We start from the raw sequence: 22,633 nt of genomic DNA on the forward strand, positions 1-22,633 counted from the left end.
ATGCCCCGTTTGCTGTTATTGATCTCGTTGTTGTTTGCTGTATCGGCTCAAGCGGCGCAGAGCGTCGATCCCTCGGTGTTCAAAGCGCTGGAACGTGCCCAGAGCGCGCAGGAGAAGGGGGACTACGGCGCTGCCCACCGAGCGCTCAAACAGGCCGAGGCGAAACCGGGCAGCGCAGAGGAAGCACTGTTGTGGCGCAGCCGTGCCTATCTGGCCTGGGCTGAAGGCAACAATCGACAAGCGCTGGACCTGCTCGACAAGGCGATCGCCAGTGGCAAACTTGACGAGTCGATACTGCCCAACGAGCGGCTCAATCTGGCGAAACTCAACCTGGTCGAACGCCGCTATGCCAAGGTCGTCAGCCTGCTGGGCTCACCCGCCAATGCAAGCGAAGAAGTCCTGCAGATGCTGGTGCAGGCTTATCAGGGGCTCGGGCAGCATGCCAAGGCATTGCCACTGGGCGAACGCTATGTCCAGGCCAACCCCAACGCGGCCGACACCTGGTTGCAGTTTCTGGTAGCCGGTAACGCTGAGCTGAAGCGTTACGAGACAGCAGAGCGCTGGCAAAGCAGGCTTCTCGCCCGTCACCCGAATCAAGCCAAGAGCTGGCGGCAATTGGCAGGCTTGCAGCAGATGGCCGGCGATGAGGACAAGGCGCTGGCAACCCTGCGTGCGGCCCATGCCAAGGGGCTGCGCTTCAGCGAAGCCGAGCTGGACAATCTGGTATTGCTTGCCGGTGCCGCTGGCCAGCCCTGGCAAGGTGCGAAGCTGCTGCAGGGCATGCTTGAGTCACGCCTTCTAGCCAGCGATGCCAAGCGGCGTGAGCGTCTGGGCATGCTCTGGTGGCAGGCACGCGAGCGTTCGGAAGCGGCGCAGATCTACCGCGATCTCGCGGCTCAATCCGGTAGCGCCAAGTTCTGGCTGAACGTTGCTCAGTTGGAACTGGAGCAAGCCCACTGGCAGGCTGGTCTCGATGCGCTGAAACAGGCCGAGCGTGCAGGCGCCGAACGGCGCAAGGTTCGTTCCTGGCGCGAGTGGGCCGAAGGCGAGCTCAGCTTCGAGCGGCAGCGCCAGATCGCCGGTACTCGTTGATCGGGTTGTCTGGACCGCTTGAGAAAGGGGTGTCCAGGCAATTTCGGGCCAATTAGGTCTTGCGTGGAGCACGCTGCATAGCAGATGCACACAGAAACCCCGCCACAGTGGCGGGGTTTCGCGTTTATGCGTTATGGACGTAGAGCGCTGATCGACGCAGAGCGGTTCGGCGCAAATAACACGCATCGCTATCAGCTCGTACATGGAGTGCGTTGACAGCAGGCATCCCAGAGCCAATCAGCACCAGCATGAATGGCGTGGGGGCAGGAGTGGTATTGCCCGATGCCGCTCAGCTTGCCGATCAGGCTGGGTTCCGCTGCCTTATTCGAGCTCGTAGAGGTAGATCTTCTGCGCTTCCATGCGATAGCCGGCATCGGCCAGTTCGCTGGTGGCGTGTTCGACTTTTAGCGGGCCTTCGATCCAAAAGGGCTGGTACAGCTCGTCCACCTTTACGCCAAGCTCGCTGGTGGCATGCACGATCTGGTTGGAAGGCGGTGGCGGCACGTGAATACAGGCGCCGAAGTAGGGCACCAGCAGAAACTCCGTCACCCGCCCATCCTCGCTCATGTCCAGCGGCACAATGTAGCCGGGCAGCTTGACCTGAACGCCATCTAGCTCTTTGACGACCGGCTCGGCCGGCGATTGCTGAGCCGCTGCCGGACCCGCTTCCGCAGCGAGTGCATCGGCCAGTTGCGACATGTCGTGAAGCGCCACAGGCGGTGGAGGTGGCGGCGCGTCTGCCGGGATCAGGTCCGACCATTGCAGCTCACGAACATCGGCAACCGCGAAGGGCGCAGCGAGGGCGAGCAGGGTGGCAAGCAGCAGGCGAGACATGGAATTCCTCATAGTCTGATCGACAGGCCGTCGGCCAGCGACTGCCGATAGGCGCGCCACGCCGGCACACAGCCCATCAACAGCCCAGCCAGCAGTATGCCCGCCAGCAATGACCACTCATAGGCGCTTGGCAGTGCCAGCGGCAGATAAAGACCGTAGTGACTTTGCAGCGGCCCTTGCGCGACCGCGATGGCGACATACAACAGCAAGAGCCCGAACAGTGCACCCGCAAGTGCCAGGCTGAAAGCTTCGACCACCAGCAGACCGGCGATATGCCAAGGCCGGGCCCCAACCGAACGCAAGATCGCCATCTCCCGGCGCCGCTCGTTGAGGCTGGTGAGAATGGCGGTGAGCATGCCGATCAATCCGGTCAGCACGACGAACAAGGACACCACGAACAGCGCCTGTTCAGCGGTGCCCATCAGGCTCCAGAGTTCCTGCAGCGCCACGCCGGGCAGAATCGCCAGCAGTGGCTCGCCACGATAGCCATTGATTTCGCGCTGCAGCGTGAAGGTGGCGATCTTGCTGTTGAGGCCCAACATGAAGGCAGTGATCTGTTTGGGTTGTAGGTCTAGCTGGCGCGCCTGTTCGGCATCGATGCGCGCTGCACCTCGCGCCGGCATGCCGTTCTGCCAGTCGATATGCAGCGCCTCCATGCCTGCCAAATTGATATGCAGCGTGCGATCCACCGGCGTGCCGGTGCGCTTGAGGATGCCGACTACACGAAAAGGCTTGTCGTCATGTTTGACCAGGCTGACCGTGGCGACGCCATGCGCCAGCACCAGCTGGTCGTCCAGCGTGTATTTCAGTGCCTCGGCCACTTCGGCGCCCAGCACCACTTCAAACGGGTCTTCGGCGAATGGCCGACCTTGCGCCAGTTGCAGCGGCTGCTTGCGACCGTAACGGTAATGGTCGAAATAGGCGCTGCTGGTGCCCATCACGCGATAGCCGCGGTGAGAATCGCCCAGCGAAATGGGAATGGCCCAGCTGACTCTGGGATGCTCGGCGAAATGCTCGAAGCTTTCCCAGCGAATGTTGTTAGTGGCATTGCCGATCCGGAACACCGAATACAGCAGCAGATTCACCGACCCGGAGCGGGCGCCGACGATCAGATCGGTGCCGCTGATGGTGCTGGCAAAGCTGGCGCGGGCTTCGGTGCGCACGCGCTCTACGGCGAGCAGTAGGCACACCGAGAGCGCAATGGCGAATACGGTGAGCAGCGCAGTGAAGCGGCGGTTGTTCAGGCTCGCCAAGGCCAGACGCAACAAGTACATGGCCTACATCTCCGGGGCGCGAGCGGCGCGATTGAGGTCTGCCAATGAGAGGCTACGGTCGAACAGTGGCGCCAGGCTCTGGTCGTGGCTGACGAACAACAGGCTCGACCCGGCCTGTTCGCATTCGGCAAACAGCAACTGCAAAAAAGCTTCTCGACTATCGGCGTCGAGGGCAGAGGTGGGTTCGTCGGCAATCACCAGTTCCGGCTGCCCGATCAGTGCACGCGCTGCGGCGACGCGTTGTTGCTGGCCGATCGACAGCGCTTCGGCACGTCGATCGAGCAGGCTTTTCGGAATGCCGAGATGCTGGAGCAGGCTTGCCGACGCTTGCGCAACGCTGCCATGCCGCTGGCGGGCGCGCTCTGCTCTTGTCTTGGAGAAATGGCAAGGCAGGCTGACGTTTTCGGCCACCGAAAGAAATGGCAGCAGGTTGAACTGCTGGAAGATGTAGCCGGTGTGATCGACCCGGAAGCGATCCCGTGCACCGGCAGAGAGCGCCGCGAGATCGCTGCCGAGCAGGCGAACCGTCCCGCGTTGCGCTTTCTGTACGCCGCCGATCAGTCCGAGCAGGGTCGTCTTGCCGCTGCCCGACGGACCCTTGAGAAACAGGCTCTGGTTGCGCGCCAGCGTGAAGCTGGGGATGTCGAGCAGCTCTGCCTGGCCCGGCCAGGCAAAACCCAATTGGTGCAGTTCGAGCAACGGTGCGGTCATCGAGATGATCCGTGTCAGGCGAGCCGGTGAGTTTACTGCGTCGGGCCAGGCGGCGGCAGACGGGATCGGATCAGAACGTCGCGCGTGGCTGGTCCGCGTCGATTTCGGCGCCCCGTTGACCCTTTGGACCGATCAGCTGTGCCTGGATTTTCTGAGTGCCGGGGAACGCCTTGAACAAGGCTTGCAGATCGAGCGCCTGCAGCGCTTGGGGCGTGGCGCAATCGAAGCGGTAGTGCGCGTGAATTTCGCTGTGCTGGCTTTCATGATCATCGTCGTGCTCGTGCTCGTGCTCGTCGTCATGGGCCTCGCCTTCGAACAGCGGACTTTCGAGCTCGGTTTCGGCCAGGGTGCAGCCAGCTGCTGCAGGCAGGCCAAACAGCCCGTTCGGCTGTTCCAGCTGTTTGCGTGCGTCGGCAATCTTGCGTTTGTCTGCATCGCTGCTCGGCGCGTGCTCGAAGCCCACCAGATTCATCGCCGGGCTGCGCAGCTCGATTTCCAGCGTGGAGCCGTCCAGCGCCACATCCAGTTCCGCAGCGCCATGCTCGTGGGCGCTGAGACTGTCGTGGTGCGCATGGTCGTGATCGTGTTCAGCAGCCAGAGCAAAACCGGGCAGTAAGGCGAAGGGCAGGGCAAGCAGCAGACGGCGCATGGTGATCTCCATATGGTTGAGGGTTACGTTATAACAAACGTGCGTAACGTCTGGCCAGTGTCCACCTCCCATGGGAGCATGCGATCTAGTTTTTCAGGAGAGTGGCGATGATTCGAATTCGCGGCCATGTGGGCGATCTAGCGGTGGACCTCAGCATTGAAATGGACGATCACGACTGGGCGCAGTTGGGGCGTCAGATGCCCGCTGCACAGGTTGCGGCTGCCCCGCTGCAGCCGGCTGACAAGCCTACCGTTGACCCTCATTGGCACGAGGCGCAGCAGTTGCTGCGAACGGCACAGAACATGGACGGGCCTCAGCTGTTGGCCGAGCTGCAAGCGCTGGCGGGCAGCGCTCAAATGGGCAAGCGTCTGCTGGTGCGCTTGCGCCACTGCGCGCAGGTGAAGGTCGATAGCGGTGCGGATGCGCCTGTCTATCGCTGGGTCGAATGAACGGCGCGACTGCGATCCGGGTTACAGACGCTGCGTCTGGAAGGTATCGCAGCGTGTCGGGTCGCCACTGTCGAACCCGATACGAAACCACGTCACCCGTTGCGCAGAGGTGCCATGGGTGAAGGCATCTGGAACGACTCGGCCCTGACTTTGTTGCTGCAAACGGTCGTCGCCGATCGCGTTCGCCGCATTCAGTGCTTCCTCCAGATCCCCTGCCTCAAGCCAGTCATGACGCTGTTGGGCGTGGTTGGCCCAGACCCCTGCGAAGCAATCCGCCTGCAATTCCTGGCGAACCAGAAGGCCATTGTCGCCCTCCATGCGCGCGCCGCGCTGACGGGCAGCCTGCATCTGTTGCGAGACGCCTAACAGTGTCTGTACGTGGTGGCCGACCTCATGGGCGATCACATAAGCCTGAGCGAAATCGCCCGCGACCGAAAAACGCGACGCCATCTCGTCGAAGAACTGCAGGTCGAGATACACCTGCTGGTCGCCCGGACAGTAGAAGGGGCCGACCGCCGAATTGGCGAAGCCACAGGCCGAGTTCACGCCACCACGAAATAGCACCAGCGTTGGGTCGCGGTACTGCTGGCCGGACTGCTGAAACAAGGCGCGCCAGGTGTCCTCGGTGTCGCCCAGGATGGACTGGACGAAGGCAACCTGCGGGTCCTCACTGTTGGCTGGGGTGTTGCTCTGCTGGGTCGTTGCGGGACCTGATTGGTCGGCCAACTGACCGAGAATCTGCATGGGATCCTGGCCGGACAACAGACCGATCACCACCACGATTGCGACGCCCGCCAGGGTCAGGCGACCGCCACCGATGCCTCCGCTTCGGCCGCGAGCGTCCACCACATTGTCACTGCGACGAGCCTTCTTCCAACGCATGCCTGAGTCCTTCTGTCAGTTCTTACCTGAGTCAGACCGGCCTCAGCCTCAGCAAATTCAGCGGCGCTACAAACGTTTCGTCTGTTTCATCAGTCTGCCGGGTACTCGGCCAGCACCGACTGCTCACCTTCGTCGCTCACAGCGATTACTTTGAACGCGTCTTTACGGTCGCCCATTTCCATACCTGGCGAACCCATCGGCATGCCGGGTACCGCCGCACCGATCAGATCGGGCTGTGCTCGAAGCTTGAGAATGTCGGCAGCCGGGACGTGGCCTTCGACGAATTTTCCATCGATCACGCCGGTATGGCAGGAACCCAGGCTATGGGGCACGCCGAGGCGGGTCTTGACGGCGGCCATGTCGGGTTCAACGTGGTCGTCGACCTCGAACCCGTTGGCTTCCAGATGCTCTATCCAGGCCTTGCAGCAACCACAATTGGCGTCGCGGTGCACCTCGATGGCGATGGGCTCGGCGGCTTGAGCGAGGCTGGCGAAAAGAGCGGTGACAAGCAATAAACGACGCATGAAGGTCTCTCCGGCGGGGTTGTGCGCAGCATAGCCCCATGCTCGCAGGCACCCAAGCCTGCTGGTGTGAGCGAATGTCACAGGAGTCGGCGAACAAGCGTGGAGCGAACCAAAACGGGGCGATCCGGTCGGATATCCATCGTGGTGCGGAGCCGCCGTCAGGAGAGTTTTCGATGCGTTTTGCCCGTTTCGTTCTGCTCGCGCAGGCATTGGTGATGGCCTGTCTCAGTTTGGCCTACTGGCTGCGGCCTCACGAGATGGCCAATCTCAATGGCATGCTGCTGATGGAAACTGCGTCGGTCAGTCACATGCGTGTCTATTACGGCGGCTTGCAGCTGGGGCTGGCATTGTTCCTGATCTGGGCCGCGCGTGCACCGGAGAGAGCCCGGTCAGCCCTGATCATGCTAGTGATGACCATGGCGGCGCTGGTGCTGGGGAGGCTGGTGTCGCTCTGGCTGGATGGCGGCGCCTTGGTTGGCTTCGATCTCGCCTCCATGCTCTATCGCGTGCTGGCTGTGGTGTTCGCCGGTCTCGCCTGGCGTGCTATTCGCGAGCGTCCGGAGCCAGAGCCTGAGCGCCTTGAGCCTGCCACCCATCGCCTCGTCAGCGAATCACCGATGCCATTCAAGCTTGGCGACACGCCTCCGGCCGTAGAGCCCGCGTCCGGTGACGCGGCACCGCAGCCGTTCCGTCGAGGGGATCCGCTCGCCTGACCGATGCCGCCGGAAGCAGGTCAGCTTCGCATTGGCGCTGACGAAGCGCCGTTACCTCTCGGTTGAGCCGGAGGGCTTTGCCTCGTGCACTCATCGGCCGCTACCGGCCAGGCGTTCATAATCCAACGTTAATTGTTCAAGCTTGCGCAGCAGCGAGTCGCTGGTGGTGACGATTACGGTCGGCACGAAGCGTGAATCGTCTGCCAAGGTGAATCCGGCCCGGGCGAAACGCCATTGGGTATCGATCTTTTCGAGCTGGCTGACGATTTGCGCGGTGTTCTGCGGCGCGGCCTTCAGCTCATTCAGCCCGTGTTCGAACTCTGTAACCGCCGCGTCGAAGTCGCTGCGCAAGCGCTGCTCTGGAAGCTTCCAGCTCATGGCAAGGTAAAGCATGGCGATGCGCTGACTGAGCATGCGTTGGCGCCCGCTGCGATTGACCAGACGGGCCGCCTGATTGCCGCTGTGACGCTCGATTTTCCCGACCAGCGCTTCGCTCTGGCTGAGGAAGCGGTCAGCCAGGCGCAGGAGTTCGGCGGATTGGCTGCGGTCCGGGCGGCTCAGAGCCAACTGACGATACTGGTGCCAGGTGTCAGTTGCCTCGTTCAATGCTTTGCGGATATCCCCGTCAGCGGCGTATTCATCGAGCCACTGAGCATTCTCCTCGACGCTGGCAATGCTGTTGTCGAGCTGACTGGCGGCGAGGTCGACACGGGTGTCGGTGCCGATCATCAGATAGGTCTTGGCGATGCGTTGGCTGAGCATACGCTGCATGCCGGCTCGGTTGACCGCTTCAGCGTCGCTGATGCCTGCTTGGCAGGGAAGGCTGCCAAGCAGGCCGAGTAGCAGTGCAATGGTTAACGGAAATTTGAACATGGAGCGCTCCTGACGTCCGGACGGGCGCGATGCTGACCGTTCGGTCAGTCGGCGTGGCGAGACGATAGAGCCCTGCGCGCTAACGGCATTGATGGTTATCAAGGGCGCTGGAGTGTTGTTGCAGCCTGAGCCGTGGCGCACACCAGGCGCATCCGGTTCAGCCCTTGGCCTCGTTCTCCAGTACCCAGACCGCCGCTTCCACCCGCGAACGCAGGCCCAGCTTGTGCAGCAGATTCTTAACGTGGACTTTGACGGTGCCTTCGGTAATGCCGAGCTTACGGGCGATCATCTTGTTGCTCTGGCCCTTGGCAATCAGACGCAGGACCTCTTTTTCGCGCTTGGTCAGGCTGGAGAATGGCACCTGCCCGGTGCGTTTCGGACGTACCCGGATCGCTTCGGCGAGCACCTGGGTCAGTTCGGGGCTCAAGGCCATACGGCCGGTCGCCGCCAGGCGGATCTGCTCGACCAGTTGTTCGGCGTCCATGTCCTTGAGCAGATAGCCGTCAGCACCGTTGCGCAGGGCTTCGAGTACATGGCTTTGTTCATCGGAGACGGTAAACATGACGATACGTGCATCGATGTCCGCATCGCGCATGCGGCGGGTGGTTTCCAGTCCGTCGATACCCGGCATGTTGAGGTCCATCAGGATGAGATCGGGCTCGGTCTGTTGCGCGAGGTGGATGGCGTCCTCGCCGTTACCCGCCTCACCGACCACCTCCAGATCACTTTCCAGTTCCAGCAGGTCACGCAAGCCTCGACGCATCATGGGGTGGTCGTCGACCAGCAGGATTCGTGCAGTAGTCCCTTCGTTCATGCGTGACATGTTCCTGGCTCCGGGGAAATGTGGCGGTAGGCGGGCGGAAACCTCAGGTACACCAGCGTGCCTCCGGCGGGGCGCCGACCGATATTGATGGTGCCGTTCAGGCTGTTGGCGCGCTCGCGCAGGATGATCAGGCCGTAATGGCCGGCACGCTGCTCCTCGGGGTTGATGCCAATGCCATCGTCCTCGATCCTCACGTGGATGGTGCCGATGCTGTCCTGCGTCAGGCTCAGCCAGCAGTGCTCCGCCTCGGCATGCTTGACCACGTTGCTAAGCGCCTCGCGGACGATCTGCAGGCAGTGCACTTCTTCGTTGGGAGTGAGCGGGCAGTGATCGAGCTGATAGTCACTCTCTACCTGCAGTCCCGAATTGGCGCTGAACTCTTCGATCGTTGCATACAGCGCCGGTTTGAGCCCTGGTTCGTTGACCTTGATGCGAAAGGTGGTGAGCAGTTCCCGCAGCTGGCGGTAAGCCGCGTTCAGACCCTGGTCGATCTGCTGCACGCTGTCGTCCAGTTGTGCCTGGTCGCTTTGCTTCTGCATCAGACGCTTCAGCCTTGCCAGCTGCAGCTTCTGCGCGGCCAGCGCCTGGGCCAGTGAATCGTGCAGTTCACGGGCGATCACTGCCCGCTCCTCCATCAGTGCCAGGCGTGCCTGTTTCTGGCCCGATTGAGCCAGGCTCAGCGATGCGGCGAACAGGTCGGCCAGGGTCGTCAGCGGTAGCGTCTGCCAGGGCTGCAATGGCTCGCCTGGGCGATAGGCCACCCGCAGCGAGCCCAGGTCATCCGGCCCGGAGCGCAACTCGAACGTCAGCAGTTTTTCGCCGCTCGGCAGTCGGCCGCTCTGGTTCACCGGGCAAGCATCGCACTGGGGTAGCTGGCAGTATTCAGGCGGCTGCAAATCGTGCGAAGTCATCGCCGTATGGCTGCCCGCTTCGGCGGAACGGTTCAGGCACAGCGATATCGGGCCGGTGTCGAGGACCTGCTGCACCTTGTTGAGTTGCGCGCCCATCATCTGCGTGGGGTCGTCCGGTTTGCTGTAGAGCAACCGGGCGCTGTCGAACAACAGCTGCAGCGTGGCGTTGCTGCGGGTCAGGGCGGCGGTCTTGTCATCCACCTTCTGCTCCATTTGCGCGTAAAGGCTGGCCAGTTCCTGGCTCATTTGGTTGAGCGTGCGGGCCAGCAGGCTGAGCTCGGTATCGCCGGGAATCTGCACCTGGCCGCTGAAGTCGCCCTTGCCGATATCGCGCGCCATCTTGGTCAGGCTGCGCAGTGGCGTGGCCAGGTTGTTGTGCAGGCCGTAGATGAGCACGAAAGCGATCAGCACGATGACGAACAGAGTGCAGGCCTGCAGTGCTCGGATAACGCTGAGCTTGCCTTCCGATGCCTCCTGCAGCGTACGGACGAAGATGTCCAGCTCACTGACGAAGGCCGGCGCCTCTCGACGGTAGTCCTCTAGCCGCGCCGGTTGCGCATCGAGCAATGGGCGCATGTCTTGTTCCCAATGCTGCGAAACCGCAGCGTGCAAAGCCGGCAGACGGGTGCTGCCGTGGCGGTGCAAGGCCGAGCGCAACGAGGCGGAGCGCAACGTCTGCTGCAGGGTTTCGATGCGCTCGTAAAGCAGCGCCTGCGAGCCGTGTTCGGCAGTGAAAGCCAGGCGGTAGGCCTGCATGCGCAGACTGCCGGCCTGATTGATCGCCTCGGCATCGCCTTCCAGGGCGTCGGCCAGGTAGAGGTTGGCAAGCATGCTGAGCAGCGAGACACCGATGATCACCACGAAGGCCACCAGCGTATTGAACACGATCGAGTGTCGGGTGGAGAGCGGCTCGCTTTCGGTTGAAGACATGTTCGGCTCGACGGTCGGGCGATGCCTCATTCTGCGCCTCGTCGATCCCGCTGACCACGGGTGAGAGCGTACCTCCAATGCTTCATGGACCCCTCCAGGCCCTCCGCGACTGACCCCGTGACACTGGCTTAACCTGCTGATTCACTGACGATTTTCCGGTTGGAAAAGGAGTACCTCGGAAGGGGTAGTCACAGTGCCTGTGGCAAAACGCCAGTTTCGCTGTATTGACCCCAGTCAAATTCGGATCGATCCCCCCCGCTTAGCGTGCGAGCCATTCCTGAACCCGCTGCGCTTGCAGGCAGGGTCTTGGCGCCAAGAGGATCGACCATGAGCAATATCGAAAAGTGGGACGTGGAGGACCAGATCTTCTGGGACACCACTGGCAAGCGGGTCGCCAATCGCAATCTGTGGATCTCCATCCCGAGTCTGCTGATGGGCTTCGCCATCTGGCTGATGTGGGGCATCGTCACGGTGCAGATGCTCAACCTGGGCTTTCCCTTCGCGCCCGCCGAGCTGTTCACCCTGACCGCCATCGCCGGCCTCACCGGCGCCACTCTACGCATCCCGGCGTCGTTCATGATCCGCATTGCCGGCGGGCGCAACACCATCTTCCTGACTACCGCACTGCTGATGATTCCGGCGGCCGGTGCGGGCATTGCCCTGCAGAGCCAGGACACACCGCTGTGGGTCTTCCAGCTGCTGGCCTTCCTCTCCGGTATCGGCGGCGGCAACTTCGCCTGCTCGATGAGCAACATCAGCACCTTCTTCCCGAAGAACCAGCAAGGATTGGCGCTGGGCCTCAACGCCGGCCTCGGTAACTTCGGTGTCACCACCATGCAGATCCTGATCCCGTTGGTAATGACCGCCGGTGTGTTCGGCTTTATCGCCGGTGACCCGATGACACTGGTCAAGGACAGCGGCACGTTGATCGGCGGCATTCCTGCCGGAACCGATACCTGGATCCAGAATGGTGGCTGGGTCTGGCTGCTGTTCCTGGTGCCGCTGGCTTTCGCCGGCTGGTTCGGCATGAACAACCTGCTGGTGATCTCGCCGACGCCGGGTTACCCGCTGAACGCCTTCGGCAAGATTCTCGGTCTCTACGCCGTGGCCTTTTTCGCCGCCGCCGTCGGCCTGTACCTGTACTTGCCTGCGCCGACCGGCCTCGGCGTGCTGAATATGTGGGGCGTGATGCTGCTGACCATCGGCGCGACGCTCGGCATGCTGCGTCTGCTGCCAGGCAGCATCAGCCCGAACATCAAGCGCCAGTTCGCGATCTTCCGCGACAAGCACACCTGGTCGATGAGCGTTCTCTACATCCTGACCTTCGGCTCGTTCATCGGCTTTTCCATGGCGCTGCCACTGTCGATCACGGTGATCTTCGGCTTCATGAACGAGGTCGGCGCCGACGGTGTAGTAACTCGCGTCGCCAACCCCAACGCACCGAGTGCGCTGACCTACGCCTGGATCGGGCCGTTCATTGGCGCCCTGATCCGTCCGCTGGGCGGCTGGATTTCCGACAAGGTCGGCGGCTCCATCGTCACCCAGGTGATCTCGGTGGTCATGGTTGGCGCCTCGGTCGCGGCCGGCTACGTGATGCAACAGGCCTACGGTTCGGCCCAGCCTGAAGAGTATTTCTTCCTGTTCCTGGTGCTGTTCCTGGTGCTGTTCGCCGCCAGCGGCATCGGCAACGGCTCGACCTTCCGCACCATCGGCGTCATCTACGACCGCGAGAAGGCCGGCCCGGTACTCGGCTGGACCTCCGCTGTCGCCGCCTACGGCTCCTTCGTCGCCCCGATCGTGATCGGCGAACAGGTCAAGGCGGGCACCCCGGAAGTGGCGATGTACGGCTTCGCGGTGTTCTACGCGCTGTGCCTGATCCTCAACTGGTGGTTCTACCTGCGCCCCAACGCCTACGTGAAGAACCCCTGAGACCGGAGAGCCGCCATGAACATCATGCTTGCCTACGACAACTCGCGTAACGCCAGGAAAGCCCTGGACGCCACCCTCGAGATGTTCGGTCCGCTCAACCCCCTGATCATGCTGATCGGGGTGGTGGAAGACACCCGCGATACCAGCGATTCGGCGGCCGAGCTCTACGAGCGTGAACGTCGCGAATTCCAGGCGTTCCTGCAGGAGGCGGCGGCCAAGGTCAGCGCCTTCGGTCTGGACGTCGACGTGATGCTCGCCGAAGGCGACGCCCGCAAGATGATTCTCAAGGCTGCCGAGCACAAGAAGCCCGATCTGCTGGTGATCGCGCGGCATTCCAACGAACCGGACGGCGGCTTCATCTCCCGCTCGCTGAATCTCTTGGTCGACGAGCTCGACTACATGACCTTCGGCAGCGTCAGCGCCTTCCTGGCCCGCCGGGCGCCTTGCCCGGTCCTGATCCAAGCCTGCCCCTGAGTGAGGAGCTCAGCATGAGAGTTTCTACGCTGTTCGAATGGAAGCGCCCCGAGATCCGGGCCCTGCATCTGACCTGGATCGCCTTCTATATCTGCTTTTTTGTCTGGTTCGGCATGGCGCCGCTGGCCTCAAGCATGCTGAAAAGCGTGAACTGGCTGACGCCCGAAGACCTCAAGCTGTTCGCCATCGCCAACGTGGCGCTGACCATCCCGGCGCGCATTCTCGTCGGCATGGCGCTCGACCACTGGGGGCCGCGCCGGGTGTTCTCGGTATTGTTGGTGGTGATGGCCGCGCCCGCGCTGTTCTTCGCCTTCGGTGACAGCCGCGTCCAGCTGCTGGTGTCGAGGCTGATCCTCGGCTCCATCGGCGCCAGCTTCGTGGTCGGCATCCATATGACGGCCATGTGGTTCAAGCCCAAGGACATCGGTTTCGCCGAAGGCTTCTACGCCGGCTGGGGCAACTTCGGTTCCGCAGCGGCGGCCATGAGCCTGCCGGCCATCGCCATCCACGCCTTCGGTGGCCCGGAAGGCTGGCGCTGGGCGATTGCCAGCTCGGCGATCGTCATGGCCGTCTACGGCGTGTACTACTGGTTTGCCCTTACCGACGGCCCGGCCGGCACCATCCACCGCAAGCCGCACAAGGCCAGCGCGCTGGAAGTCAGCACCTGGGCCGACATGATCAAACTGATCGTCTGGACCATCCCCATGGTCGGCGTGCTGGGCATCCTGGTCTGGCGCATCGAGGGGCTGGGTTACCTGGGCGCGACCGGTGCGGCGATCTGCTACTCGGTGATCGCGCTGGTGGTGATCTTCCAGGTGGTGCAGATCCTGCGGGTCAACATACCGATCCTGAAGAAGGGCGTGCCGGAAGACGACAAGTACCCCTTCAACACCGTGGCCGCGCTGAACTCCACCTACTTCGCCAACTTCGGTGCGGAGCTGGCGGTGGTGTCGATGCTGCCGATGTTCTTTGAGCTGACCTGGGGCCTGACCCCGACCACCGCGGGCATCATCGCTGCCTCCTTCGCCTTCGTGAACCTGGTGGCGCGGCCCATGGGCGGGCTGGTCTCCGACCGCTTCGGCAACCGCCGCTTCGTCATGCTCGCCTACATGCTCGGCATCGCCGTCGGGTTCTTCCTGATGGGGCTGATGAACGCGTCCTGGCCGCTGATCGTCGCTGTCGCTATCACCGTGGCCTGCTCGATGTTCGTTCAGGGCGCCGAGGGCGCGACTTTCGGGATCATCCCCTCGATCAAGCGCCGGGTAACCGGGCAGATCTCCGGCATGGCCGGGGCCTACGGCAACGTTGGCGCCGTCTGCTACCTGACCCTTTACACCTTCGTGACCCCCTCGCAGTTCTTCATGGTGATTGCCGCCGGTGCGTTCGTCAGCTTCGGGCTCTGCCTGCTCTGGCTGAAGGAGCCCGAGGGAGCGTTCTCCGACGAGTACTACGTATCCAGCGTCGACCGCGAGTTGGAGGCCCGCCAGAAGCTCGCGTCCTGACGTTCATAGCCCTGATGCGTCGGTCCCAGAGGCGGGCGCCAGCCGAGATTGATAAGCCGACCGGTCGGGCCAGTGGTTCGCAACCGGAGTGAGGAGAGAAACCAATGAGCCACTTGCTCGATCAACTGCGCTTCTTCAACAGGAAGCAAGGCGAGTTCGCCGACGGTCATGGCGAAACCCGCATCGAATCCCGCGACTGGGAGAACGTCTACCGCTCGCGTTGGCAGTACGACAAGATCGTGCGCTCCACGCACGGGGTGAACTGCACCGGTTCGTGCTCCTGGAAGATCTACGTGAAGAACGGCCTGATCACCTGGGAAACCCAGCAGACCGACTACCCGCGCACCCGCAACGACCTGCCCAACCACGAGCCGCGCGGCTGCCCGCGCGGCGCCAGCTACAGCTGGTACATCTATAGCGCCAACCGCCTGAAGTACCCCAAGGTGCGCAAGCCGCTGCTGAAGCTGTGGCGTGAAGCGCGGCGCAGCATGACCGCGGTGGACGCCTGGGCCAGCATCGTCGAGGACAAGGCCAAGGCCGAGTCCTACAAGAGCAAGCGCGGCATGGGCGGCTTCATCCGCTCCAGCTGGGAAGAAGTCAACGAGATCATCGCCGCCGCCAACGTCTACACCGTCAAACAGTACGGCCCGGACCGTGTCATCGGTTTCTCGCCGATCCCGGCCATGTCCATGGTCAGCTACGCTGCCGGTAGCCGCTACCTGTCCCTGATCGGTGGCGTGTGCCTGAGCTTCTACGACTGGTACTGCGACCTACCGCCGGCCTCGCCACAGGTGTGGGGCGAGCAGACCGACGTGCCGGAATCGGCCGACTGGTACAACTCCAACTACATCATCGCCTGGGGCTCCAACGTCCCGCAGACCCGTACCCCGGACGCGCACTTCTTTACCGAAGTCCGCTACAAAGGCACCAAGACCGTTGCCATCACCCCGGACTACGCCGAGGTCGCCAAGCTCACCGACCTCTGGCTCAACCCGAAGCAGGGCACCGACGCCGCCCTGGCCCAGGCATTCGCCCACGTCATCTTCAAGGAATTCCACCTCGAGACGCCGAGCGAATACTTCCGCGACTACGCCAAGCGCTACACCGACCTGCCGGTGCTGGTGCGCCTGAACGAGAAGGACGGCAGCTACATCGCCGACCGCTTCCTGCGCGCCTCGGATCTGGCCGACAACCTCGGCCAGGAGAACAACCCCGAGTGGAAGACCATCGCAGTCGATGGCACCACCGGCGAGCTGGTTTCGCCGCTCGGCTCCATCGGCTACCGCTGGGGCGAGAAGGGCAAGTGGAACATCGAAGCCCGCGAAGGCAAGGACGGCCGTGACGTCGACCTGAGCCTGACCCAGATCGATGGCGGCGAGACGGCCGAGGTCGCCTTCCCGTACTTCGGCGGCATCCTCCACGAGCACTTCCAGCACGCTGAAGGCGAAAGCATCCAGCTGCGCCGCGTACCGGTACGCAGCATCACCCTGGCCGACGGCAGCACCACCAAGGTCGCCACCGTATTCGACCTGATGGCCGCCAACCTCGGTATCGACCGTGGCCTGGGTGGCGCCAACGTCGCTTCCAGCTATGACGATGCCAGCGTGCCGGGCACTCCGGCCTGGCAGGAAGTCATCACCGGCGTGGCGCGTGAGAAGGCGATCCAGATCGCCCGTGAATTCGCCGACAACGCCGACAAGACCCACGGCCGTTCCATGATCATCGTCGGTGCGGCGATGAACCACTGGTACCACATGGACATGAACTACCGCGGCCTGATCAACATGCTGATGTTGTGCGGTTGCGTGGGGCAGACCGGTGGCGGCTGGGCTCACTACGTCGGCCAGGAAAAGCTGCGTCCGCAGTGCGGCTGGCTGCCATTGGCCTTCGGCCTCGACTGGAGCCGTCCGCCGCGCCAGATGAACGGCACCAGCTTCTTCTACAACCACAGCTCGCAGTGGCGCCACGAGAAGATGAGCATTCACGAAGTGCTCTCGCCACTGGCCGACAAGTCGCAGTTCCCCGAGCACATGCTCGACTACAACATCCGCGCCGAACGTGCTGGCTGGCTGCCGAGCGCGCCGCAGCTCAACCGCAACCCGCTGCAGATCTGCCGTGACGCCGAAGCCGCCGGCATGTCGCCGGTGGACTACGTCACCCAGTCGCTCAAGGACGGTTCGCTGCGCTTCTCCTGCGAGCAGCCGGACAGCCCGGAAAACTTCCCGCGCAACATGTTCATCTGGCGCTCCAACCTGCTGGGCAGCTCGGGCAAGGGCCACGAGTACATGCTCAAGTACCTGCTGGGCACCAAGAACGGCGTGATGAACGAGGACCTCGGCAAGCGTGACGGCTTCAAGCCGCTCGAAGCCGAATGGCAGGACGACGGCGCCATCGGCAAGCTCGATCTGGTCACCACCCTCGACTTCCGCATGTCCTCGACCTGCGTGTATTCCGACATCGTCCTGCCGACCGCGACCTGGTACGAGAAGGACGACATGAACACCTCGGACATGCACCCCTTCATCCACCCGCTGTCCGCCGCCATCGACCCGGCCTGGGAAGCGCGTTCGGACTGGGAGATCTACAAGGGCATCGCCAAGGCCTTCTCGAAGATGGCCGAAGGTCATCTGGGCGTGGAAAAGGACCTGGTCACCGTGCCGCTCTTGCACGACAGCCCCGGCGAACTGGCCCAGCCATTCGGCGGCACCGACTGGAAAACCGCAGGCGTCGATCCGCAGCCGGGCAAGAACTGCCCGAACATGGCGGTGGTCGAGCGCGACTATCCCGCCACCTATAAGAAGTTCACCTCCCTCGGCCCGCTGCTCGACAAGCTCGGCAACGGTGGCAAGGGCATCAACTGGAACACCCAGGCTGAAGTCGATTTCCTCGGCGAGCTGAACTACAAGGTGCGCGAGGAGGGCGTCAGCCAAGGGCGTCCGCAGATCGAGTCGGCCATCGACGCCGCCGAGGTCATCCTCAGTCTGGCGCCGGAAACCAACGGTCACGTTGCCGTGAAGGCCTGGGCCGCTCTGTCGGAATTCACCGGCCGCGACCACAGCCACCTTGCGCTGCCCAAGGAGCACGAGGCGATCCGCTTCCGTGACATCCAGGCGCAACCGCGCAAGATCATCTCCAGCCCGACCTGGTCAGGCCTGGAAGACGAGCATGTGTCGTACAACGCCGGCTACACCAACGTCCACGAGTTCATCCCGTGGCGCACCATCACCGGTCGCCAGCAGTTCTTCCAGGACCACCCGTGGATGCAGGCCTTCGGTGAGCAGCTGATGAGCTACCGGCCGCCGATCAACACCCGCACCATCGATTACGTGAAGGGCAAGAAGAGCAACGGCAATACCGAAATCGTCCTCAACTGGATCACCCCGCACCAGAAGTGGGGTATCCACAGCACCTACTCGGACAACCTGATCATGCTCACCCTGAGCCGTGGCGGCCCGATCGTGTGGATGTCGGAAGTCGACGCCAAGAAGGCCGGCATCGAGGACAACGACTGGATCGAGTGCTTCAACGCCAACGGCGCCCTGACCGCCCGTGCGGTGGTCAGCCAGCGCGTGATGGAAGGCATGGTGATGATGTACCACGCCCAGGAACGCATCGTGAACGTGCCCGGCAGCGAGACCACCAAGACCCGCGGCGGCCACCACAACTCGGTGACCCGCGTGGTGCTCAAGCCCACCCACATGATCGGCGGCTACGCCCAGCAGGCGTACGGCTTCAACTACTACGGCACCGTGGGTTGCAACCGCGACGAGTTCGTCGTGGTACGCAAGATGGCCAAGGTCGACTGGCTCGACGGCCCGAACGGCAACGACCTGCCGCAACCCCTGCCGCAAGACATCTGAGGAATAGGCCATGAAGATTCGTTCACCCAAGGTGGCAGCGCATGGTCCCCGGACCATGCCCGCTCTGAAGATCAAGGCGCCGGTTGTGGAGGTTGCACAATGAAAATTCGTTCACAAGTGGGCATGGTCCTGAACCTGGACAAGTGCATCGGCTGCCACACCTGCTCGATCACCTGCAAGAACGTCTGGACCAGCCGTGAAGGCATGGAATACGCCTGGTTCAACAACGTCGAGACCAAGCCTGGCATCGGCTACCCGAAGGAGTGGGAGAACCAGGACAAGTGGAAGGGCGGCTGGGTGCGCAACGGCGACGGCACCATCAACCCGCGCATCGGTGGCAAGTTTCGCGTACTGGCGAACATCTTCGCCAACCCTGACCTGCCGACCATCGACGACTACTACGAGCCGTTCGACTTCGACTACCAGAACCTGCACACCGCGCCGATCTCCGAGCACCAGCCGGTGGCACGTCCGCGCTCGCTGATCTCCGGTCAGCGCATGGAGAAGATCGAGTGGGGCCCGAACTGGGAGGAAATTCTCGGTACCGAGTTCGCCAAGCGTCGCAAGGACAAGAACTTCGACAAGATCCAGGCGGACATCTACGGGCAGTACGAAAACACCTTCATGATGTACCTGCCGCGCCTGTGCGAGCACTGCCTGAACCCGACCTGCGCGGCGTCCTGCCCGAGTGGTGCGATCTACAAGCGCGAGGAGGACGGCATCGTTCTCATCGACCAGGAGAAGTGCCGCGGCTGGCGCATGTGCATCAGCGGCTGCCCGTACAAGAAGATCTACTTCAACTGGAAGAGCGGCAAATCCGAGAAGTGCATCTTCTGCTTCCCGCGCATCGAGGCCGGCATGCCGACCGTCTGTGCCGAGACCTGCGTAGGCCGCATCCGCTACCTCGGCGTGCTGCTGTACGACGCCGACCGCATCCATGAAGTGGCCAGCACGGTCAACGAGCAGGACCTGTACGCCAAGCAACTGGAGATCTTCCTCGATCCGTTCGATCCGAAGGTCATCGAGCAGGCGCTCAACGACGGCGTACCGATGTCGGTGATCGAAGCCGCGCAGAACTCGCCGGTGTACAAGATGGCGGTGGACTGGAAGCTGGCCCTGCCGCTGCACCCGGAATACCGCACGCTGCCGATGGTGTGGTACGTGCCGCCGCTGTCGCCAATCCAGAACGCCGCGGCGGCTGGCCACGTCAGCATGGACGGCGTGCTGCCGGACGTCGACAGCCTGCGCATCCCGCTGCGCTACCTGGCCAACCTGCTCACCGCAGGTGACGAGGAGCCGGTCAAGCTGGCGCTCAAGCGCATGCTCGCCATGCGTGCCTACAAGCGCGCCGAGCAGGTCGATGGCGTGCAGGACTTGGAGGTGCTGGAGAGCGTTGGGCTGTCGGTGGCCCAGGTCGAGGACATGTACCGCTACCTGGCCATCGCCAACTACGAAGATCGCTACGTGATCCCGACCGCGCATCGCGAGGAGGCCATGAGCGACGCCTTCGCCGAGCGTTCCGGTTGCGGCTTCAGCTTCGGCAGCGGCTGCTCGGGCGCCTCGGACACCAACATGTTCGGCGCGAAGAAGGCCAACCGCCGCGACATCATCCAGACCGTCCAGCTGTGGGAGGACTGAGCCATGCGCATCCTTAAAGTGATTTCCCTGCTGCTGGACTATCCCGACCAGCACCTGCGCGACGGCCATGCCGAACTGGCTCAGGCCATCGGCGCGGCGCGCGAGATCAGCCCGGAGCAGCGCATCGCGCTGCGCCGCCTGCTCGATGAGCTGACCGAAGACGACCTGATGGACGTGCAGGAGCGTTACACCGACCTGTTCGACCGCGGTCGTTCACTGTCGCTGCTCTTGTTCGAACACGTGCATGGCGAGTCTCGCGACCGCGGCCAGGCCATGGTCAACCTGATGGCGCAGTACACCGAGGCTGGCTTCGACATCGGTGTACGCGAGCTGCCGGACTACATTCCGCTGTACCTCGAGTACCTCGCCACCCGCGATGACCTCGAGGCCCGCGAGGGGCTGGCCGACGTGTCGCACCTGCTGGCTCTGCTGGCGGCGCGTCTGCAGGAGCGCGAAAGCCCGCATGCGGCGTGCTTCCGTGCACTGCTGCAGATCGCCGGCGAACAGGTGCAGGAAACCCTGGCCGGCCTGCAGGAGCAGGTCGCCGCCGAGGAACGCGACGACTCGCTGGAAGCGCTGGACAAGATCTGGGAGGAGGAACAGGTCAATTTCCTCCAGGCCGAGCAGCAGGATCGCTGCCCATCCATGCCGAGCGGGCCGGGCAAGGCTCGCGAGGAAAGCCCGGTGCCGCTGCACTGGACCGATTTCAAGCATGACGGGCAGGCCGCCGCGCTCGCCCAGGAGGTGCGCAATGTCTAACTTCAATTTCCTGCTGTTCGGGGTCTACCCCTACATCGCCCTGGCCATCTGCCTGATCGGCAGCTGGGCACGCTTCGACCTGTCGCAATACAGCTGGAAGGCTGGCTCCAGCCAGATGCTGTCAAACAACCGCATGCGCCTGGCGAGCAACCTGTTCCACGTCGGCATCATCTTCATCCTGGCCGGACATTTCGTCGGCCTGCTGATGCCCGAGGCGCTGTATCACTCGTTCATCAGCAGTGGCCAGAAGCAGATCGTGGCGATGGTGTCCGGTGGCTTTTTCGGCATCCTCTGCCTGATCGGGCTGGTGATGCTGATTCACCGCCGGATGACCGACGCCCGCGTGCGTGCCACCTCCAACACCAGCGACATCATGATCCTCTTCGTGCTGCTGGCGCAGCTGGTGCTGGGGCTGCTGACCATCATCGCCTCCACCGGCCACCTGGACGGTTCGGTGATGGTGCTGCTGGGCACCTGGGCGCAGAGCCTGGTGACCCTGCAGCCGGTCAAGGCCGCAGGCGCCATCGAAACGGTCGGCATCATCTACAAGCTGCACGTGTTTCTCGGCATGACCCTGTTCGTGCTGTTCCCCTTCACCCGTCTGGTGCACATCGTCAGCGCACCGGTGTGGTACCTGGGGCGGCGCTACCAAATCGTCCGTCAGAAGGGTGTCAAACCGACCATTCCGCGCCCGCAACGCCCGCGTACCTATGAAGCACCCGCCCGCGAAACATCCGCGCCGACGGCTGTGCCCGGTTACGCCACGGCTAAGAACAAGACGCCGGCGTGATGGCTCGGCGGCTGGCGTCTCTGCGTCAGCCGCCCTGGCTGAATCGACCAAACGTCCAAACGGCTTTATCGAGGTGATCATCATGGGTTGTGGATGTGGTGGAAGCACAGGTGGAGGCGGCTGCGGTGGCGGCGCGCGTCCTGAGATCGAAGTGCCGGCCGAGGCCCCGCTGTTCGAGGAGCTGGCGCACGAACCCTCGCTGATCGCCAGCAGTGAACAGGAATGGCCCCAGGTGCACGTCAACGGCGTGGCGATCGCCTCGCAGGCCATTGCCCAGGAACTGCAATGTCACCCGGCCGAAAGCCGCGATGAGGCCGTCTACCTGGCGACCCAGGCGCTGGTGCTGCGTGAGCTGTTGCAGCAGCGCATCGGCGAACTGGGGCTGATGGTGCGAGCCGAGGCCGGCGAGAGCGAGGAGGAGGCGGCCACCCGCACCCTGATCGAGCAGGAAGTGCCGCTGCCGCTGGCCGATGAGGCGGCCTGCCGGCAGTACTACAACGGCAACCAGCAGCGCTTCTTCAGCGCACCCTTGCTGGCCGCGCGGCATATTCTGCTGGCCTCCCCGGCAGACGATGCCGAAGCCCGCAGCCTGGCTCGGGAACAGGCCTTGGCGTTGATCGCGCAGCTGCAGTCCGACCCGCAATGCTTCGCCGAACTGGCGCTGCTGCATTCGGCCTGCCCGTCGAAGGGGCAGGGCGGTGCACTGGGACAGATCAGCAAGGGCCAGACGGTGCCGGAATTCGAGCGCCAGCTGTTCCGTCTTCCGGTCGGTCTGTGCCAGCAACCGCTGGAGAGCCGTTACGGCTATCACCTGGTGGCCGTCGACCAGCGCATCGAAGGCGAGCAGCTGCCTTACGAGGTCGTCGCCGGCTCGATCCGCGCCGAGCTCAACCAGCGCGTCTGGCAGATCGGCGTCAGCCAGTACCTGCAGAACCTGGTGGGTGCGGCGCACATCGATGGCATCCATATGCAGGGCGCTGACACGCCACTGATGCAATAACGGAGACTTGGCTCAA

Annotated in this window: 19 protein-coding genes and 1 pseudogene; 11 read left to right on the forward strand and 9 right to left on the reverse strand. The window is 63.2% G+C overall.

The annotated features are described in order from the left end of the window. Positions 1-1,092, forward strand: a complete 1,092-nt coding sequence (locus C1896_03365) for a hypothetical protein (GenBank protein ID AZZ44036.1) — start codon at positions 1-3, stop codon at positions 1,090-1,092. A 321-nt stretch (positions 1,093-1,413) separates the two neighbouring features. Here the strand turns inward: C1896_03365 and C1896_03370 are convergent, their stop codons facing one another. The 4 genes from C1896_03370 to C1896_03385 all read right to left on the reverse strand — a co-directional run bounded on the left by C1896_03370 (position 1,414) and on the right by C1896_03385 (position 4,560). Next, positions 1,414-1,926, reverse strand: coding sequence for a DUF3299 domain-containing protein (locus C1896_03370; GenBank protein AZZ44037.1), 513 nt, complete (start codon positions 1,924-1,926; stop codon positions 1,414-1,416). A gap of 8 nt (positions 1,927-1,934) precedes the next feature. Next, on the reverse strand, positions 1,935-3,200 hold the full coding sequence (locus tag C1896_03375; protein AZZ44038.1) for a peptide ABC transporter permease: 1,266 nt from the start codon (positions 3,198-3,200) through the stop codon (positions 1,935-1,937). 3 nt (positions 3,201-3,203) lie between these two features. Beyond that, positions 3,204-3,911, reverse strand: a complete 708-nt coding sequence (locus C1896_03380) for a methionine ABC transporter ATP-binding protein (protein AZZ44039.1) — start codon at positions 3,909-3,911, stop codon at positions 3,204-3,206. 70 nt (positions 3,912-3,981) lie between these two features. Continuing rightward, a complete protein-coding gene (locus tag C1896_03385) occupies positions 3,982-4,560 on the reverse strand; it encodes a DUF2796 domain-containing protein (protein ID AZZ44040.1) in 579 nt (192 codons plus the stop codon). Positions 4,561-4,667: 107 nt separating this feature from the next. Between C1896_03385 and C1896_03390 the strand changes: the two genes are divergently transcribed. Next, the gene (locus C1896_03390; protein AZZ44041.1) at positions 4,668-5,009 is read left to right on the forward strand and encodes a hypothetical protein; all 342 of its coding nucleotides are present in this window, start codon (positions 4,668-4,670) and stop codon (positions 5,007-5,009) included. A gap of 21 nt (positions 5,010-5,030) precedes the next feature. Here the strand turns inward: C1896_03390 and C1896_03395 are convergent, their stop codons facing one another. After that, positions 5,031-5,891, reverse strand: coding sequence for a neutral zinc metallopeptidase (locus tag C1896_03395; protein AZZ44042.1), 861 nt, complete (start codon positions 5,889-5,891; stop codon positions 5,031-5,033). Between the two features lie 89 nt (positions 5,892-5,980). After that, positions 5,981-6,415 (reverse strand): metal-binding protein, encoded by a 435-nt coding sequence (locus C1896_03400; GenBank protein ID AZZ44043.1) that lies wholly within the window; start codon positions 6,413-6,415, stop codon positions 5,981-5,983. Between the two features lie 173 nt (positions 6,416-6,588). Between C1896_03400 and C1896_03405 the strand changes: the two genes are divergently transcribed. After that, on the forward strand, positions 6,589-7,128 hold the full coding sequence (locus C1896_03405; protein ID AZZ44044.1) for a DUF4345 domain-containing protein: 540 nt from the start codon (positions 6,589-6,591) through the stop codon (positions 7,126-7,128). A 90-nt stretch (positions 7,129-7,218) separates the two neighbouring features. Here the strand turns inward: C1896_03405 and C1896_03410 are convergent, their stop codons facing one another. The 3 genes and pseudogenes from C1896_03410 to C1896_03420 form a co-directional block, all read right to left on the reverse strand. Continuing rightward, entirely contained in the window at positions 7,219-8,001 is a 783-nt protein-coding gene (locus tag C1896_03410; GenBank protein ID AZZ44045.1) for a hypothetical protein, read from the reverse strand. Positions 8,002-8,158: 157 nt separating this feature from the next. Then, positions 8,159-8,815, reverse strand: a complete 657-nt coding sequence (locus tag C1896_03415; GenBank protein ID AZZ44046.1) for a two-component system response regulator NarL — start codon at positions 8,813-8,815, stop codon at positions 8,159-8,161. Beyond that, positions 8,745-10,695, reverse strand: a pseudogene (locus tag C1896_03420) (nitrate/nitrite two-component system sensor histidine kinase). Before C1896_03420 ends, C1896_03415 begins: the two are co-directional and overlap by 71 nt. 297 nt (positions 10,696-10,992) lie before the next feature. On the opposite strand from C1896_03420, the gene C1896_03425 reads away from it, so the two are divergent. The 8 genes from C1896_03425 to C1896_03460 all read left to right on the forward strand — a co-directional run bounded on the left by C1896_03425 (position 10,993) and on the right by C1896_03460 (position 22,617). After that, the gene (locus C1896_03425; protein ID AZZ44047.1) at positions 10,993-12,594 is read left to right on the forward strand and encodes a NarK/NasA family nitrate transporter; all 1,602 of its coding nucleotides are present in this window, start codon (positions 10,993-10,995) and stop codon (positions 12,592-12,594) included. Positions 12,595-12,609: 15 nt separating this feature from the next. Beyond that, entirely contained in the window at positions 12,610-13,068 is a 459-nt protein-coding gene (locus C1896_03430) for a universal stress protein (GenBank protein AZZ44048.1), read from the forward strand. A gap of 14 nt (positions 13,069-13,082) precedes the next feature. Next, complete coding sequence (locus C1896_03435; GenBank protein ID AZZ44049.1) at positions 13,083-14,570, forward strand: MFS transporter; 1,488 nt, start codon at positions 13,083-13,085, stop codon at positions 14,568-14,570. Between the two features lie 104 nt (positions 14,571-14,674). Next, the gene (locus C1896_03440; protein AZZ44050.1) at positions 14,675-18,430 is read left to right on the forward strand and encodes a nitrate reductase subunit alpha; all 3,756 of its coding nucleotides are present in this window, start codon (positions 14,675-14,677) and stop codon (positions 18,428-18,430) included. A gap of 99 nt (positions 18,431-18,529) precedes the next feature. Beyond that, entirely contained in the window at positions 18,530-20,068 is a 1,539-nt protein-coding gene (gene narH, locus C1896_03445) for a nitrate reductase subunit beta (protein AZZ44051.1), read from the forward strand. A 3-nt stretch (positions 20,069-20,071) separates the two neighbouring features. Then, complete coding sequence (gene narJ / locus C1896_03450; GenBank protein ID AZZ44052.1) at positions 20,072-20,827, forward strand: nitrate reductase molybdenum cofactor assembly chaperone; 756 nt, start codon at positions 20,072-20,074, stop codon at positions 20,825-20,827. Further along, on the forward strand, positions 20,820-21,617 hold the full coding sequence (gene narI, locus C1896_03455) for a respiratory nitrate reductase subunit gamma (protein ID AZZ44053.1): 798 nt from the start codon (positions 20,820-20,822) through the stop codon (positions 21,615-21,617). The genes narJ and narI overlap by 8 nt, the downstream gene beginning before the upstream one ends. 82 nt (positions 21,618-21,699) lie before the next feature. Continuing rightward, positions 21,700-22,617 carry a peptidylprolyl isomerase gene (locus C1896_03460; GenBank protein AZZ44054.1) on the forward strand — a complete coding sequence of 306 codons (918 nt, stop codon included), beginning with the start codon at positions 21,700-21,702 and terminating at the stop codon, positions 22,615-22,617. The last annotated feature ends 16 nt before the right edge of the window (positions 22,618-22,633 follow it).

It is taken from the genome of Pseudomonadaceae bacterium SI-3, assembly GCA_004010935.1.
In the GTDB taxonomy this organism is placed as follows: domain Bacteria; phylum Pseudomonadota; class Gammaproteobacteria; order Pseudomonadales; family Pseudomonadaceae; genus Stutzerimonas.

Excerpts from the sequence above, each read along its gene's own strand:
- C1896_03435 (AZZ44049.1), top strand. The coding sequence starts at position 13,083 with ATGAGAGTTTCTACGCTGTTCGAATGGAAGCGCCCCGAGATCCGGGCC.
- C1896_03370 (AZZ44037.1), bottom strand. The coding sequence starts at position 1,926 with ATGTCTCGCCTGCTGCTTGCCACCCTGCTCGCCCTCGCTGCGCCCTTC.
- narJ (AZZ44052.1), top strand. The coding sequence starts at position 20,072 with ATGCGCATCCTTAAAGTGATTTCCCTGCTGCTGGACTATCCCGACCAG.
- C1896_03365 (AZZ44036.1), top strand. The coding sequence starts at position 1 with ATGCCCCGTTTGCTGTTATTGATCTCGTTGTTGTTTGCTGTATCGGCT.
- C1896_03395 (AZZ44042.1), bottom strand. The coding sequence starts at position 5,891 with ATGCGTTGGAAGAAGGCTCGTCGCAGTGACAATGTGGTGGACGCTCGC.
- C1896_03385 (AZZ44040.1), bottom strand. The coding sequence starts at position 4,560 with ATGCGCCGTCTGCTGCTTGCCCTGCCCTTCGCCTTACTGCCCGGTTTT.
- C1896_03440 (AZZ44050.1), top strand. The coding sequence starts at position 14,675 with ATGAGCCACTTGCTCGATCAACTGCGCTTCTTCAACAGGAAGCAAGGC.
- C1896_03390 (AZZ44041.1), top strand. The coding sequence starts at position 4,668 with ATGATTCGAATTCGCGGCCATGTGGGCGATCTAGCGGTGGACCTCAGC.
- narI (AZZ44053.1), top strand. The coding sequence starts at position 20,820 with ATGTCTAACTTCAATTTCCTGCTGTTCGGGGTCTACCCCTACATCGCC.
- C1896_03405 (AZZ44044.1), top strand. The coding sequence starts at position 6,589 with ATGCGTTTTGCCCGTTTCGTTCTGCTCGCGCAGGCATTGGTGATGGCC.
- C1896_03460 (AZZ44054.1), top strand. The coding sequence starts at position 21,700 with ATGGGTTGTGGATGTGGTGGAAGCACAGGTGGAGGCGGCTGCGGTGGC.
- narH (AZZ44051.1), top strand. The coding sequence starts at position 18,530 with ATGAAAATTCGTTCACAAGTGGGCATGGTCCTGAACCTGGACAAGTGC.
- C1896_03425 (AZZ44047.1), top strand. The coding sequence starts at position 10,993 with ATGAGCAATATCGAAAAGTGGGACGTGGAGGACCAGATCTTCTGGGAC.
- C1896_03400 (AZZ44043.1), bottom strand. The coding sequence starts at position 6,415 with ATGCGTCGTTTATTGCTTGTCACCGCTCTTTTCGCCAGCCTCGCTCAA.
- C1896_03415 (AZZ44046.1), bottom strand. The coding sequence starts at position 8,815 with ATGAACGAAGGGACTACTGCACGAATCCTGCTGGTCGACGACCACCCC.
- C1896_03375 (AZZ44038.1), bottom strand. The coding sequence starts at position 3,200 with ATGTACTTGTTGCGTCTGGCCTTGGCGAGCCTGAACAACCGCCGCTTC.
- C1896_03430 (AZZ44048.1), top strand. The coding sequence starts at position 12,610 with ATGAACATCATGCTTGCCTACGACAACTCGCGTAACGCCAGGAAAGCC.
- C1896_03410 (AZZ44045.1), bottom strand. The coding sequence starts at position 8,001 with ATGTTCAAATTTCCGTTAACCATTGCACTGCTACTCGGCCTGCTTGGC.
- C1896_03380 (AZZ44039.1), bottom strand. The coding sequence starts at position 3,911 with ATGACCGCACCGTTGCTCGAACTGCACCAATTGGGTTTTGCCTGGCCG.